The sequence below is a fragment of the Halorubrum marinum genome (assembly GCF_048381195.1).
Taxonomy (GTDB): Archaea; Halobacteriota; Halobacteria; order Halobacteriales; family Haloferacaceae; genus Halorubrum.
The window spans coordinates 45,839-60,873 of record NZ_JBLWMM010000001.1 but is presented as its reverse complement, the minus strand read 5'-3'; the positions used below and the strand labels follow the sequence as shown (position 1 = coordinate 60,873).

General features: G+C 67.4%; 15 protein-coding genes. 11 read left to right on the top strand and 4 right to left on the bottom strand.

The annotated features are described in order from the left end of the window. The first annotated feature begins 158 nt into the window (after positions 1 to 158). Positions 159 to 587: a DUF5790 family protein gene (locus tag ACNSN4_RS00295; RefSeq protein ID WP_418283773.1), complete on the top strand. Its 429-nt coding sequence runs from the start codon at positions 159 to 161 to the stop codon at positions 585 to 587. 17 nt (positions 588 to 604) lie between these two features. Here the strand turns inward: ACNSN4_RS00295 and ACNSN4_RS00290 are convergent, their stop codons facing one another. After that, positions 605 to 1,369, bottom strand: coding sequence for a creatininase family protein (locus ACNSN4_RS00290; RefSeq protein WP_418283772.1), 765 nt, complete (start codon positions 1,367 to 1,369; stop codon positions 605 to 607). 132 nt (positions 1,370 to 1,501) lie between these two features. Here ACNSN4_RS00290 and ACNSN4_RS00285 point away from each other — a divergent pair, with 132 nt between their 5' ends. Then, on the top strand, positions 1,502 to 1,837 hold the full coding sequence (locus tag ACNSN4_RS00285; RefSeq protein ID WP_418283771.1) for a DUF5789 family protein: 336 nt from the start codon (positions 1,502 to 1,504) through the stop codon (positions 1,835 to 1,837). A 30-nt stretch (positions 1,838 to 1,867) separates the two neighbouring features. Here ACNSN4_RS00285 and ACNSN4_RS00280 read toward each other — a convergent pair whose 3' ends face one another. Next, positions 1,868 to 3,814, bottom strand: a complete 1,947-nt coding sequence (locus ACNSN4_RS00280; protein ID WP_418283770.1) for an ABC transporter ATP-binding protein — start codon at positions 3,812 to 3,814, stop codon at positions 1,868 to 1,870. 198 nt (positions 3,815 to 4,012) lie between these two features. Beyond that, positions 4,013 to 4,318, bottom strand: coding sequence for a DUF7538 family protein (locus ACNSN4_RS00275; protein WP_418283769.1), 306 nt, complete (start codon positions 4,316 to 4,318; stop codon positions 4,013 to 4,015). Between the two features lie 96 nt (positions 4,319 to 4,414). Here ACNSN4_RS00275 and rnz point away from each other — a divergent pair, with 96 nt between their 5' ends. From rnz to ACNSN4_RS00255, 4 genes are all read left to right on the top strand, one after another. After that, positions 4,415 to 5,347, top strand: a complete 933-nt coding sequence (gene rnz, locus ACNSN4_RS00270; RefSeq protein WP_418283768.1) for a ribonuclease Z — start codon at positions 4,415 to 4,417, stop codon at positions 5,345 to 5,347. Positions 5,348 to 5,449: 102 nt separating this feature from the next. Beyond that, on the top strand, positions 5,450 to 5,995 hold the full coding sequence (locus tag ACNSN4_RS00265) for a hypothetical protein (protein ID WP_418283767.1): 546 nt from the start codon (positions 5,450 to 5,452) through the stop codon (positions 5,993 to 5,995). A gap of 113 nt (positions 5,996 to 6,108) precedes the next feature. Beyond that, a complete protein-coding gene (locus tag ACNSN4_RS00260) occupies positions 6,109 to 6,528 on the top strand; it encodes an HIT family protein (protein ID WP_418283766.1) in 420 nt (139 codons plus the stop codon). 100 nt (positions 6,529 to 6,628) lie between these two features. Then, entirely contained in the window at positions 6,629 to 7,450 is an 822-nt protein-coding gene (locus ACNSN4_RS00255) for a ParA family protein (RefSeq protein ID WP_418283765.1), read from the top strand. Between the two features lie 84 nt (positions 7,451 to 7,534). Here the strand turns inward: ACNSN4_RS00255 and ACNSN4_RS00250 are convergent, their stop codons facing one another. Then, the gene (locus ACNSN4_RS00250; protein WP_418283764.1) at positions 7,535 to 8,059 is read right to left on the bottom strand and encodes a DUF7858 family protein; all 525 of its coding nucleotides are present in this window, start codon (positions 8,057 to 8,059) and stop codon (positions 7,535 to 7,537) included. 163 nt (positions 8,060 to 8,222) lie between these two features. Between ACNSN4_RS00250 and ACNSN4_RS00245 the strand changes: the two genes are divergently transcribed. From ACNSN4_RS00245 to ACNSN4_RS00225, 5 genes are all read left to right on the top strand, one after another. Further along, positions 8,223 to 9,185 (top strand): transcription initiation factor IIB, encoded by a 963-nt coding sequence (locus ACNSN4_RS00245; RefSeq protein WP_418283763.1) that lies wholly within the window; start codon positions 8,223 to 8,225, stop codon positions 9,183 to 9,185. Between the two features lie 136 nt (positions 9,186 to 9,321). Next, a complete protein-coding gene (locus tag ACNSN4_RS00240) occupies positions 9,322 to 10,959 on the top strand; it encodes a GTPBP1 family GTP-binding protein (protein ID WP_418283762.1) in 1,638 nt (545 codons plus the stop codon). Positions 10,960 to 11,152: 193 nt separating this feature from the next. Next, positions 11,153 to 12,811 (top strand): ABC transporter substrate-binding protein, encoded by a 1,659-nt coding sequence (locus ACNSN4_RS00235; RefSeq protein WP_418283761.1) that lies wholly within the window; start codon positions 11,153 to 11,155, stop codon positions 12,809 to 12,811. A 245-nt stretch (positions 12,812 to 13,056) separates the two neighbouring features. Beyond that, on the top strand, positions 13,057 to 14,052 hold the full coding sequence (locus ACNSN4_RS00230; RefSeq protein ID WP_418283760.1) for an ABC transporter permease: 996 nt from the start codon (positions 13,057 to 13,059) through the stop codon (positions 14,050 to 14,052). Beyond that, positions 14,052 to 15,035, top strand: a complete 984-nt coding sequence (locus ACNSN4_RS00225; RefSeq protein ID WP_418283759.1) for an ABC transporter permease — start codon at positions 14,052 to 14,054, stop codon at positions 15,033 to 15,035. The genes ACNSN4_RS00230 and ACNSN4_RS00225 overlap by 1 nt, the downstream gene beginning before the upstream one ends.

The window sequence follows — 15,035 nt, the reverse complement described above, 5'->3', positions numbered from 1 at the left end:
ACCGGATCGATGCACAGGACCTGTACGGCACCCCACCGACCGTCGAGGCGGAACTGAACGCCCACCCGCGCCGGACGGACAGGTCACGCCGCCTGCCCAGAGGTTTCACTTTCGCTTTCGGGCGCGTTTTTAAAAGGTGTCGGGACGACAGGTCGGGTATGGGCCAGTCCACGTTCGACGACGACGACCTGTTCGGCGAGGCGGCGGCGGAGACCCGCGCGGAGGTCGAAGAGCACCTCGCGGCCGCCCGCGCGGAGCTTCCTGATCCGGATGCGGTTTGGGAGACGGACGCGGACAACGTGCTCGGGGCGCTCAACGGGCTGAAATCCGCCCTCGACGTCGGCGACGCGCTCGACAGCGTCCGCTCGGCGAAGAAGGCGTACGTGCTCGGTGAGCGCGCAGACGCCTTCGAGGACGCCGACGATTTAAAAGAAGAAATCGAGGATCTGGAGTCGCTCGTCGGAGACATCGAGACCGCGGCCGAAGAGGTCGCCTCGCTCACGGGTGCCGTGCCAGCGATCCGCGGCGCGCTCCAGGACGCGGCGGAGGCGAGCGAGAGCGAGGACGACGACGCAGACGAGGAGTAGCCGTCGGCGCGTTCCTTTTAAGTTGACTCCCGAGCGACGACCGCGGTAGCGAGCTCCGCGAGCGCGTCGCTCGCGAGGCCCAGCAGCTCCTCGCCGCGCTCGGCGTCGCCCGCGGTCGGATCGCCGACCACGCCGTTCGCCGTGAACTCGTCGCTGTCGTGCGCGAGGTTCACCCCGGAGACCCACTCCCCCCAGCGCTCGGCCGCGTCGGCGGCGGCCTCGTCGATCCGGTCCTCACGCACGAGGTCGGGGCGTGTCGCGCGCAACAGCGCCGTCTCCAGCGGGCCAGCGTGACCCATGTCGCTCGCGTGCTCGCCGACCGTGTCGAACCACGTGAACGCGACCGCGTAGCCCGCGTGAGAGGGGTCCCGCGAGAATCGGCGCGCGACCTCCGCGAGCGCCTCCACGTTGCCGCCGTGACCGTTGACGAACACGACCCGGTCGATGCCGTGATTCGGGAGGGATTCGGCCGCTTCGCGGACGTACGACCGGAACGTCTCGGGCGAGACCCACATCGTCCCGTCGAACGCCCGGTGCTCCTCGGCGACGCCTATCGGGATCGGGGGGGTGACGGCGACCTCGTCGAGCGTCGACTCGGCGGCGGCGGTCGATGGTTCGGCCGAGTACGCCGCCGCGCCCGCCTCCGCGACGGCGACCGCGTCGAGGGTGTCGGTCCCGAGAGGCGCGTGCGGGCCGTGCTGTTCGGTGCTACCGACGGGAACGAACGCGACGTCGACGTCGGCGTCACGCACGTCGGTCCAAGTGGCGTCCGCGAGGTGCATACCGGGTCAATGGCGGGACGCGCCGTATAGGCGGCGGTCGCCGAGCCGGGCGACGACGTCCGAGCCGAACGGCGGCCTCCAAATCGGGCGGCGGCCGTTGGAATTAATTCCCTCGCCGATAAGTTGGTCGTCATGGCGACTGAGAACGAGGAACACACGCGGGCGTGCGGGGTCACGTTCGGGGCGCTGAAGCGGGCGCTCAGAGAGCACCGGTACCCGGTGACCGTCGCTGAACTGGCCGAGCAGTACGGCGGGTTCGAGCTGGAAACGCCGACCGGCACCGAGAGCGTCGAATCCGCGCTGCGAGCGTGCGAAGCGTCACGGTTCACCGAGCCCTGGGAGGTGCGGGACGCAATCGTGGAGGGGGTAAGCGACGAGGCGAGGAGCGGTGCCGCGGACGGAACGGAGGGGACGTGCGAAGAGGACGAGGGAACCGCGGTCGGCGACTGGAGTCAGCTGTCGGTCTGAGGCGGCGAGCCGCCGCTTCCCGAGTCTCAGTCAGTCGTCGTCGCTCTCGGCGTCCTCGATCAGCCGCGCGGTGCGCTCCTGTGCGCGGTCGATAAACTCTTGCGGAAGCTCGTCGATTTCGCCCGCCTGCACGCCCCAGAGGTGCGCGTACAGTCCGCCGTTTTCGAGCAGTTCCGCGTGCGTCCCGCGCTCGGCGATCTCGCCGCCCTCCAAGACGAGGATCGTGTCCGCGTCCTTGATCGTGGAGAGGCGGTGCGCGATGGCGAACGTCGTGCGGTCCGCGGTGAGCCGGTCGAGCGAGCGCTGGATCAGCATCTCCGTCTCGGTGTCCACGTCGGAGGTGGCCTCGTCGAGGATGAGGATGTCGGGGTCTTTCAGCACGGCCCGCGCGATGGTGACGCGCTGGCGCTGACCGCCGGAGAGCTTGACGCCGCGCTCGCCGACCATCGTGTCGTAGCCGTCCGGGAGGTTCTCGATGAACTCGTGGGCCTCGGCCGCCTGCGCCGCCTCGCGCACCTCCGCGTCCGTCGCGTCGAAGCTCCCGTACGTGATGTTCTCGCGAACGGTGCCGTAGAAGAGGTACGACGACTGCCCGACGTAGCCGATCGACTGGCGGAGGGATTTGAGCGTCACGTCGCGGACGTTTTGCCCGTCGATGCGGATCGCTCCCTCGTCGACGTCGTACATCCGGAGGAGAAGCTTGAGAACGGTCGACTTACCGGCGCCGGTCGGCCCCACGAGCGCGAGGGTCTCGCCGCCGGCGACCTCGAAGTCGATGTCGGAGACGATCGTCTCCTCGTCGTAGCCGAAGCTGACACGGTCGTAGACGACCTCGCCCTCGCCCACGAGGAGCTCCTCGGCGTCCGGATCCTCTGCGAGTCGCGACGGCTCGTCCATCAGCCCGAAGATCCGCGCGGAGGAGGCGCGAGCTCGCTGGTACATGTTGATTATCTGCCCGAACTGCGCCATCGGCCAGATGAACCGCTGCGTGTAGAGGATGAAGACGACGAACATCCCGATCGACAGCTCTCCCGTGAACGGCCCCGGCGGCGCGTCCTGAAACACCCAGAGTCCGCCGATGATGAACGTGATCACGAAGCCGATGCCAGCGAGCACGCGCAGCGCCGGGAAGAACTTGATCCGGGTCGTGATCGCGTCCCAGTTGGCGTCGTAGTAGTCCATCGACACGTCGTCGACGCGGTCGGACTCGTACGGCTCGGTGTTCGACGACTTGATCACCTGAATGCCGCCGAGGTTGTTCTCCAGCCGGGAGTTCATCTTTCCGACGGAGGAGCGCACCTCGGCGTACTTCGGCTGGATGATCTTGATGAACAGGTAGGTGAATCCGCCGATGATCGGTACTGGCAAGAGCGCGACCAAGGCGAGCTGCCAGTTGATCCAGAACAGCAGGGCACCGATCCCGACCACCATCACGGAGAGGCGGAACAGCGAGTTCATCCCGTCGTTTAAGAACCGTTCGAGCCGGTTCACGTCGTTCGAGAGGATCGACATCATCTCGCCCGTCTGCTTGTCGGAGAAGAACTCCATGTTCAGCCGCTGCATCTTGTCGTAGGTGTCGGTGCGAACGTCGTGCTGGATGTTCTGTGCGAAGGAGTTGAACCCCCAGTTGCGGACCCAGTGGAACGCCGCGCCGATCCCGAACGCGCCGCCGACGACTGCGACGATGAACCAGAACTGGTCGATCTGGCCGGTCGGGAGCCACTCGGCGGGAAGCAGCACGAGGGGGATCTGTTCGCTGAAGCGCGCGTCCTGATAAAACACCGCGTCGATGGCGATCCCGAGCATCAGCGGCGGGAGGAGATCGAGGAGGCGCGCGAAGACGCTGGCGACGATGCCGACGGAGACCTGTGGGAGGTAGTCGCGACCGTATACGGCGAACAGTCGCTTCATTGGGTTCTCGACGTTGTCCCGTTGCTCCTCGAACGGGTCGTCGTCTTCCCAGTCGACGCTACTCATTACCGAACGCTATCGGACTGCGACGCAAATAGGTTTCCTTCGACTCGAAATACATCGGCGGAAATCACCGGTTTTGGCGGGTTTTGACGGGGTTTGCGCCTCACATATTACGGGGGCATCGGGAGAGAGAGCAGTGGTTCGCGGTGTGCGACGATCGGCGACTGGGGACGCTCGCCTCGTCGTCGAGCGGCCGGTAGGTCAGATCTCGCGTCGCTCGACTGCGGGGTCGACCTCGGCCGCGTCGAGATCCTCGCGTATCCGGCGCCGGAGCGGATCGGGGACGGTTTTTCGCGGAACTGGCGCAGCGACGGTCCCGTCGGACCGCGACTCGGTCGATCCGGCCTCCGCGCTGGCTGCCGGGACCGTCCAGTAGAGAACGAGCCCGGGCCCGGCGTAGAACTCCACCGCGAACCGGTCGCCACCGCCGTCGTAGTGGACCCGCGCCGCGTCGCCTTCGGCACGCCATCCCTCTTGTTCGACGAGGGCGGCGATCGCGTCGTGCATGGTCGTGCTCGGGTCGGGCGACACATGTGGGCTTCGGCCGGGGCGCGTGAGCGGCCAGAAAGAAAGGAGTTTATCGCCGCCGGACACAGGACGGGTATGTCCCTTCGCGTCACGTTTCTCGGAACTGGCGGGGCCGTCCCGACCACCGAGCGCGCGCCGAGCGCACTGTTCGTCAACCGCGAGGGCGACCGCCTCCTCTTCGACTGCGGCGAGGGGACCCAGCGACAGATGATGCGGTACGGCACGGGGTTCGGCATCGATCACCTGTTCGTCTCGCACCTCCACGGCGACCACGTCCTCGGCATTCCGGGCCTGGTACAGACGCTCGGGTTCAACGACCGAACGGAGCCGCTGACGATCCACTGTCCGCAGGGAACCGCGGACGACCTCCGCGACCTCGTCCACGCGGTCGGCCACGACCCGGCGTTTCGCGTCCGGATCGAGCCCGTGGCGACCGGCGGGGTCGCGCTCGACGCCGACGGCTACGCGGTCCGCGCCTTCGAGACGACCCACCGGACCAACTCGCAGGGGTACGTCCTCGAGGAGGACGACCGACCGGGACGGTTCGACCGCCCGAAAGCCGAGGAGCTCGGCGTGCCCGTGGGCCCGAAGTTCGGTCGGTTACACGCCGGCGACCCGGTCGAGGCCGAGGACGGGACGGTCGTCGAGCCGGAGACGGTCGTCGGTCCGCCGCGGCCCGGACGGACGCTGGTGTACACCGCGGACACGCGCCCGCGTGAGCGGACGGTGGAGGTCGCCGCGAACGCGGACCTCCTCGTCCACGACGCCACGTTCGCGGACGACATGGCCGACCGCGCCCGCGACACCGCCCATTCGACCGGGCGAGAGGCGGGAGATATCGCCGCGCGGGCGGGGGCGAAACGGCTCGCGTTGGTCCACGTCTCGTCGCGGTACGCGGCCGACGCCTCACCGATCCTGCACGAGGCTCGGGAGGCGTTCGACGGGGAGTGTCTCCTCCCCGATGACGGCGCGCTGATCGACGTGCCGTTCCCCGACGCCGACGACTGATCGGCGGCCCATATCGTTCACGATCGAAAGCCGAGTTTTGACGCCTATGAGCCCCTCTAGCGAGGGTTTTTGCGTTTCCACCGCGTAGCATATCGAGAACCCATGTCCGCCTCACAGACGACCGACGCCGACACCGAATCCGACGGCGACCCCGCGGCGACCGGAAACGTCGACGCCGATTCGACGAGAGAAGATCGGCTCGCGTCAGCCCGTGAGCGATTCGACCGGATCGATCGCGAGATCACCCGGCAGATGAATCGACTCGGTATCCCCGCTCTCCGGGTCGCGCTCGGTATCGTCTTCATTTGGTTCGGCGGACTGAAGGTGATCGGTGGGAGCCCGGCCGCGGAGCTCGTCGCGGCCACGGTGTACCTGGTTCCGGCGGAGCTGTTCGTCCCCGTTCTTGGAATTTGGGAGGTGCTCATCGGGCTGTGTCTGCTGTACCGGCCGCTCATCCGGGTGGGGATCTTCCTGCTGTTCCTCCAGATGCCCGGGACCTTCCTCCCCATCGTTCTCCTGCCGGAGGTCGTGTTCGTCACGTTCCCGCACGAGCTGACCGTTGAGGGGCAGTACATCATCAAGAACCTCGTGATAATCGGGGCCGCGCTCGTCGTCGGCGGGACGGTGCGGGAGGACGCAGACGAGTAGCTCGACGGCGGGTCGATGGGCCGGTGGTCGATGGGCCGGTGGACAAATCGCCGGAGCGCCCGACGAGTTCGACTCGGGAAACCTTGATGGGCCGCCGCGACGACTCCTCGCGTATGAGCGAGGACTGCATTTTCTGTTCCATCGTCGCCGGGGACATCCCGGCTCGCACCGTCCACGAGACCGACGACGTGCTGGCGTTTCTCGACGCGAACCCGCTCTCGCGCGGACACACGCTCGTGATTCCGAAGGGTCACGCCCAACACGTCGGCGATCTGGACGACGACCTCGCTGGCGCGTTGTTCGCGGCGGTGACCGAACTGACGCCGCGCGTGCAGTCGGCCGTCGACGCCGACGCCGCCAACGTCGGGATCAACGACGGCGCGGCCGCCGGGCAGGAGGTCCCGCACGTCCACGTCCACATCATCCCCCGGTTCGAGGGCGACGGCGGCGCTCCCCTGCACGCGGTCGGCGGAGAGCGTCCCGACCTCACCGACGAGGAACTGGACGCGGTCGTCGACGCGATCGCCGGATGAGCGACTGAGCCCGGTCGATCACAGCCGACTGCGATCGGCTGCAGCCGACCGCAGTCGACGTTCAACAGAGTTAACCCCGAAACCGCGCGAAGCCGACCGTATGCACGCGACGACGCTCGCGCTCGTCGGGGCGACCGGCGGCGCGGGGACGACGCGGACCGCCGTCGAGCTGGCCGCGCTCGGCGCACGCGACGGCCGGGACGTGGCGGTGATCGACGCCGCGTTCACGACGCAGGGCCTCGCCGAGTACGTGACGGGTCGGATCGAGACGGACTGCACCGCCTTGGTCACCGACGACACCGACGCGCCCCTGTCGACCGGAACGTACCCGATCGATGTCGATGGCGACGGAGGCGACGACGGGCGGAGCGGTGCCGAGGGACGAAGTGACACTAGCGGCGACCAGCTCCCTGGACGGGCCGACGCCGTCCCCGCCCGCGCGCCGTTCGAGCGGCTCGCGAGGGCGAAGACCGCGGCGGCGGCACAGAAGCTCGAACGGCGGATCGACGAGGCGGCGACCACACACGACGCGGTGATCGTCGACGCCGCGCCGGTCGGTTCGAACGAGGCGGTCGCGGCGGTCGCCGCCGCCGACCGCGTGGCGGCGGTGTATCCGGCCACTACCCGCGGACGGGACGCACTTCAGCGACTCCGCGGGCGGATCGCCGACGTCGGCGAGAGCGTCGACGAGGCGATCGCGGTGGCGAGGACGAGCGGAACCGGCTCCGGTTCGGGCAACAGCGAGAGCGGGGACGGAGTCACGCTCCCGGCGACCGATCCGCGGGTCGCGGCCGCGCCGACCGCGGCGACCGGGACCGGAGCGTACGCTCGGGCCGTCGCGGACGCGTACGCTGAGGGCTTCGGGACGACGGTCGGAGTCGAGTTCCCGGACCCGGGGCTGGTGGACCGGCTGAGACCCTGAGAGTGGACAGAAGCGGAGCAGAAGCCGAATGTACGGAGGAGACGAATCTGCGAGCGAAGGCCGGAACCCGGATCGGACCCGCGCTCAGCGGAGCCCGTCGGGCGACCCGAGCGCGCCGCCGAGTTCGGCACCGTCGGCGTCGGGACCGGTACCGAGCGGGGCCGACCCAGCCACGTGGGATTCGACCGCGTCGGCGACGTCCGGAAGCGGGTCGTGCGTCTCGACGAACGTCGCGAGCGCGAAGTCCGCCTCGTCGCCGCCGGCGAGCGCGACCGCCTCGCTGCGCGCGATTCGGCCGTCCAGCCAGTCGCGGACGACTCCCCGCCGGCTCGGTGCGAGCGGGCAGACGTCCGAGACGCCGCAGCGATGGAGCGCCTTCGCCCCGATCATCGGTGTTACACCGGCCTCACGGGCGGCATCGCCGACGCTCCGTCCCGCGGTGTAGGCGTCGACGAGCGTCGCCGTCGCGGCCGGGGTACACGGGAGGTCGTCCGCGTGCGACTCCAGCCGCTCGACGAGCGGGGTCTCGGTGTCGTCCGCGACGGCGACCCCGCGCTCCCGCTGGCGGGACGTCACTTCGAGACCGTCCGCGATCTCCGACAGCGTCATACGTTCCGGTGCACGCGTTAGAGGGTTAAAACCACCGTACTGCGCGGCGGTTTGGACGCCGAACACCGATCGGTTACCGGTCGGTTCGGGTGCGCCGATCGCGCCGATCGACCGCCGATCCACCCGGGTTTAAGTAAGGCATCGGGCCGGAGTTCGATGTGTGATGAGTCAGGCACGCCCGACCGCCGTTCGCTCGCAGCGCACCGAGGCCACCGACCGCGACGAAGCGCGGACCAAGACCGCCAACCGCAACAGAACGCGGACCGCGACCGCCGTCGAGGAGTGCCCGGAGTGCGGCGGGCGGACCCGCGTCGACTCCGCGGAGCGCGTCTGTGCCGACTGCGGGCTCGTGGTCGAGGCCGACCGGATCGACCACGGCCCCGAGTGGCGCTCGTTCGCGGACGACGACACGAACCCAAAGCGCACCGGCGCGCCGCTGACGCGGTCGCGGCACGACCGCGGGCTGTCGACGGAGATCGGTCGGTCCACTCGCGTGAAGGGTCGCAAGCGTCGGCGGCTCGCTCGGATGCGCACGCAGCACAACCGGGCGCAGATCTCGACGAAGCGCGACCGCAACAAGGTGTACGCGTACACCGAGATCCGGCGGCTGACCGGCGCGCTCGAACTCCCGAACGGCGTCCGCGACACGGCCTGTGCGCTGTTCGACTCGGCGCAGGACGAGAGCCTGCTTCGCGGCCGGTCGCTGGAGGGGTTCGCCGCCGCCTGCGTGTACGTGGCCTGCCGGACCGCGGACGTCGCCCGGACCGTCGGCGAGATCTGTGACGAGGCGAAGGCGACCGAGGACGAACACCGAGCGGCCTTCGACGCGATGAACCGCGAGCTCGGGCTACCGATCGGGCCGACCGGCCCCGCGGAGTACCTCCCGCGGTTCGCGAGCGATCTCGGCTGCACAGCCGAGATCGAGCGTCGCGCCGGGGAACTGGCCGAGCGCGCCGTGAGCGAGGGGATCGCGAACGGTCGCAACCCGGTCGGCGTCGCCGCGGCCTGCCTGTACACCGCCGCCCGCGAGCTGGGTGCCGACTGCACGCAACGGGAGGCCGCCGACGTCGCCGACGTGACGCCCGTCACGGTTCGGCGCACGTACGCGGATCTGACCGAGGAGTGATGTACCCCCGCGGAGCGTAATGCTCCTGAGCGGGGAGCGAGACCTCGTATCGCTCCCGGGCGCTCGGGAGCGATCGCGTGGCGTGAGGACGCATCGCACGAAAACCGTTAAGCCCGGCTGTCGCCTACGATCGCCCATGAGCGCTGACCGGTCCGCGTTACAGCGGGCCATCGAGCGCGGCGAGCAGGACGGCGGCCCGATCGAGTTCAAAGAGCGGCTGACCCGAGAGGTCCACCTGGTCGACGGCCGAATGGAGTCGCTCGTGGCGCAGCTTCGCCACCGCGTGCTCTCCGGCGACGGCGAGGCGACGTACGTCCTCGGGGTCACCGACGACGGCGGGCTCGCCGGGGTCGCACCCGAAGACTTCTCCGAGACGATGGACGTGCTCTCGCTTCTCGCCGAAGAGGCGGACGCCCACATCGCCGACGTGGAGACGTGGAGCGCCGGGGCGGACGGCGCCGGCGATAACGACGGCCTCGTGGGAATGGCGACGATCCGCGAGGGCGGGCTGTTCGAGGCCGACGACGACCACCTCGTGGTCGGGACCGCGGGCCACGTCGACCACGGGAAGTCGACGCTCGTGGGAACGCTCGTGACGGGGCGGGCCGACGACGGCCAGGGCGGCACTCGCGGCTTCCTCGACGTGCAGCCGCACGAGGTCGAGCGGGGGCTCTCCGCCGACCTTTCGTACGCCGTGTACGGGTTCGCCGACGACACCGACGAACCGGTCCGCATGGACAACCCGCACCGCAAGTCGGACCGCGCTCGGATCGTCGAAGAGGCTGACCGGCTCGTCTCGTTCGTCGATACCGTCGGCCACGAGCCGTGGCTTCGGACGACGATCCGCGGACTCGTCGGACAGAAGCTCGATTACGGACTGCTCGTCGTCGCCGCCGACGACGGACCGACGAAGACGACCCGCGAGCACCTCGGCATCCTGCTGGCGACCGAGCTGCCGACGATCGTCGCGATCACGAAGGCGGACGCCGTGAGCGACGAGCGACTCGCCGCGGTCGAGCGTGAGGTCGAGTCGACGCTGCGGGACGCGGGCCAGACGCCGCTGTTAGTGGACCGACACGGGATAGACACGGCCGTCGCAGAGGTCGGGGACGGCGTCGTGCCCCTGCTGCGAACCAGCGCGGTGACGAAGGCGGGGATCGGCGCGCTCGACCGGTTGTTCGAGACGCTTCCGAAGCGAGCCACCCCCGAACGCGAGGCGTTTCGACTGTACATCGACCGGAGCTACAAGGTGACGGGCGTCGGGGCGGTCGCCTCGGGCACCGTCAACTCCGGGTCGGTCGAGGCGGGCGACGAGCTCCTCTTGGGTCCGATGGCGGACGGGTCGTTTCGGGAGGTGGAGGTCAGGTCGATCGAGATGCACTACCACCGCGTCGACGAGGCGAGCGCCGGTCGGATCGTCGGGATCGCGCTGAAAGGCGTCGCCGAGGAAGAGATCGAGCGCGGGATGGCGCTGGTCCCGCGTGACAGCGACCCCGAACCCGTCCGGGAGTTCGAGGCCGAGGCGATGGTGCTGAACCATCCGACGCGGATCCGCGAGGGGTACGAACCGGTCGTCCACCTCGAAACGCTCTCCGAGGCGGCGGTGTTCGAACCCGTGGAGGGTCGGCTCCTCCCGGGCGACACCGGCCACACCCGCGTGCGATTCAAATTCCGACCGTATCTGATCGAGGAGGGTCAGCGGTTCGTGTTCCGCGAGGGAGCGAGCAAGGGAGTCGGGACGGTTCGCGAGGCGAATCCCGACGCCGACGGATAACAAGAAACTCGTGGTCAGTTGTGCCCATACCGACCGGATATGACGGATCGGATATTCAATGACGAATATTTCTTCGGATCATCATGAGTCTGTAACATGAACCGACCGACCGTCTGACAAGGCACTGCGAACTGCCGATTTCGACGCCAGATATGTGGCAAGATTTATCACGACCACCCCGTATCGTGAGTGTATGCCACGCGAACACGAACTGAAGTCAAGTCTCACTCGTCGGCAGGCGTTGGCGAGTGGAATGGCCGTATCGTCCTCCCTACTGCTCGCCGGGTGTACCGGCGGCGACGACGGCGACGGAAACGGCGACGGAAACGGCGGCGGCGGTGGCGGCGGCGGCGGCGATGACGGAAGCGATCTGCCGAACCAGGAGCTGTACGTCGCGCAGGTGAAGGGTCCCCTCGACATGGACCCGGTCGTCATCAACGACGTCCCTTCCCAGCAGATTGCAAACCAGATTTACGACGGTATCTACGAGTACGACGCCGGAGTCGGTATCGTGCCGAAGATCGCGTCCGACGAACCGACCGTCGAGCGCGACGGAACGCGCTACATCGTCCCGCTCCGCGACGACGCGGAGTTCCAGAACGGCGACCCGGTGACGGCCGAGGACGTCATGCACACGGTGCTCGCTCCCGCGGAAGAGCAGAGCGAGAACGCCGCGGAGGTCGACATGGTCGAGTCTGCGGAAGTCATCGACGAGACGACCGTGCAGTTCGATCTGGCGTACCCGTTCGGGGCGTTCGAGACGGCGCTCGTGCGGAACGTCGTAAACGAGTCCGTTCGGACCGAGGACACGGAGGCGTACAACACGAACCCGCTGGGATCGGGTCCCTACCAGCTCGTCGATTGGGAGCCGGAGAGCTACGCGACGCTCGAACGCTGGGACGACTACTGGGACGACTCGAACGGCCTGCCGAACGTCGCGACCATCGAGTTCGACCCGATCGAAGAGCAGACGACCCGGGTGACAGAACTCGAGACCGGCAACGTCGACATCATCGAGACGATCCCGCCGCAGCTGTACGAGACCGTCGAGAACAACGACAGCGCTACGATCGATCAAGAGCCCGGCGTCGGCTACTTCTATCTCGCGTTCAACTGTGGCGAGGGGCCGACGGCCGACCCCCTCGTGCGCGAGGCGGTCGACTACTGCTTCTCGATGGACCAAGCGATCGAGAACTTCGTCCAGCCAGCGGGCGTCCGGCAGGTGAGCCCGTACCCGCAGACGATGGCCGAGGAGTGGGACTTCCCGCTCGACGAGTGGGGAGACATCTCCCACGGCCGCGACCTCGACATGGCCGAGGACCTGTTCGACGAGGCGGGCGTGGACATGGATTACGACTGGCGAATCATCGTCCCGCCGGACGATATGCGCGAGCAGATCGGCATCTCACTCGGCGACGGGCTGCAGAATGCCGGCTTTAGCAACGTCGAGGTACAGCGTCTCGACTGGGGGACGTTCACGGACGCGTACCAGAGCGGCGACGAGAACGACTTCAACATGTACACGCTCGGCTGGTCCGGCTCCCCCGACCCCGACGCGTTCGCGTACCACCTGTTGAGCCAAGAGACGGAGGGAGTTACCAACGGAACGTTCCACGACTACGACGAGGCCTCCGAGATGTTGACGCAGGCCCGCGAGAGCGCCGACCGCGAGGAGCGCCGACAGCTCTACATCGACGCGACGACCGAGCTGCTCGAAGGTCGCGTCCACATCCCGGCGTACAACCTCAACAACTCCTACGGGATCCACGACCGCGTCTCGGACTTCAGCGCGCACGCGATCTCCAGTCAGATCCAGATCTTCACCGGACACAACAACGTCTCGGTACAGTAACCCGGCCGCGACGACGAACAGCGCGGTAGCCACCCCGGCCGCACGCCGGTTTTCGTCCGTCGACGCCGACGCGTTCCAGTCGAAACGACGGGCGGCCCGTCCGAAACGTGATAACGAACTCGCCAAGCGATCAAACGCCCAACAACTCGAACCCTAACGAGAGAAATACGGATACGGACGGCTCGACGACGATCAGTCAGGTATAATAACCCGGTCCGAACTACACAGTAACAACACGCCACGAAATGGGGCTCCTACGGTACACACTCTGGCGGCTCGCACAGTCAATTCCCGTCCTGATCGGTATTATTACGATCACGTTCTTCCTCGCAAACCAGATCCCCGGCGATCCGGTGGAGATCATGCTGGGTCCGACTCCGGCACAGGGGCAAGTAGAGGCAATTCAGGCCAGGTACGGTCTCGATCGACCCGTCCACGAGCGTTACCTGACGTACCTCTCCGGCGTGGCAGTGGGTGATCTCGGGCAGAGCATCTACTACGACCGGCCGGTCCTCGAGATGATCCTGCTTCGGCTGCCCGTGACGCTGTATCTCACGGTGTCGGCGTTCATGTTCGCGATCGTGACGGCGATTCCGCTCGGCATCATCTCGGCGAAGCGGCGCAACAAGCCGGCCGACCACATCTCGCGGATCGTCTCGCTCATCGGCGTCTCGACGCCGTCGTTCTGGATCGGGCTGATGCTCATCATCATCTTCGCGTTCTACCTCGGCTGGTTCCCGGCCCGTGGCCTCCCGTTACCGTGGGAGGCGCCGGGGGACATCAGAGGCGCGGAGACCCAACTCGACGTGATCCGGACGTCGTTACATCACCTCGTGATGCCGATGGTCGCGCTCGGGACGCTACAGATGGCACAGATCACCCGAATAGAGCGGTCGTCGATGGTCGAGTCGCTCCAGGGCGAGTACGTCAAGCTCGCACGGGCGTACGGCGTCCCCGAGTCGACGATCGTCCGCAAGCACGCGTTCCAGGTCGCACAGCTGCCCGTGATAACGATCATCGGTCTCGGGCTCTCGACGGCTCTCGGCGGCGCAGTGCTGACCGAGACCGTCTTCGAGATACAGGGCATGGGTCGGCTGATCATCACGGCGATCAACAACCAAGACTACGAGCTGATCATGGGGACGACGTTCATGTTCGGCGTCGCGTTCGTCGTCGGCGTCATCATCACCGACGTCGCGTACGCCTACATCGACCCGCGGGTCGCCTACGGTGACGAATAATGGCTACAGGAACCGAATCACAGACGGACGACCTCTCGATGGGAGACGACGAGAGCGGCGCCGGCGAGATCGAGGCACGCGTCGGGCTCCGCTACACGCTCAAACAAGTGAAACGCGACACGACGGCGCGGATCGGTATCTACACCGTCGGCTTCGTCACTCTCGTCGCGGTGCTGGCAGCGGTCGATCACTACCTCTTCAATTACGCGATCGCGGAGACGATCTGGTACAGCCCGGTTCGAGACCCGGACGAAGTCCAGCGACTGCTCCCACCCATCGGGATGGAGAACCAGTTCGGTGCCGGAGTTATCGAGCACCCGATGGGGACCGACCACCGCGGACGCGACATCTTCGTGCGCCTGTTTTACGGGACGCGAATCGCCATCACCGTCGGGTTCATGGCGACCGGAATCGGCCTCATCGGCGGGACGCTGATCGGCGCGGTCTCCGGCTACTACGGCGGCTGGGTCGACGACGTGCTCCAGCGCTTCACGGAGACCATCTACGCGATCCCCTTCCTCGTGTTGGTCATCGCGTTCATGACCGCGTTCGGCCGCGACCTCACCTTCGCGATGATCGGCGTGGGGATCACGTCGATCCCGGTGTTCAACCGACTCATCCGCTCGCGGGTCGTCTCGATCCGCGAGGAGGATTACATCGAGGCCGCGCGAGCGGCCGGGGTGAAAGACCGGAACATCATCCTCCGGCACATCATCCCGAACAGCTTCGCCCCGGTTCTGGTGCAGGCGACGCTCCAGATCGGCGTGAGCATCCTCATCGTCGCCGGGCTCTCCTTCCTCGGGTTCGGCGCGCAGCCGCCGACTCCGTCGTGGGGACAGATGCTTTCGGCGTCTCGCAACTACATGTTGCCGGCCCCGACGTTCAGTCTCTGGCCCGGGTTGGCCATCCTCGTCACCGTCATCGGGTTCAACATCCTCGGCGACGGGCTACAGGACGCACTCGACCCCCGTATCAATAACTAA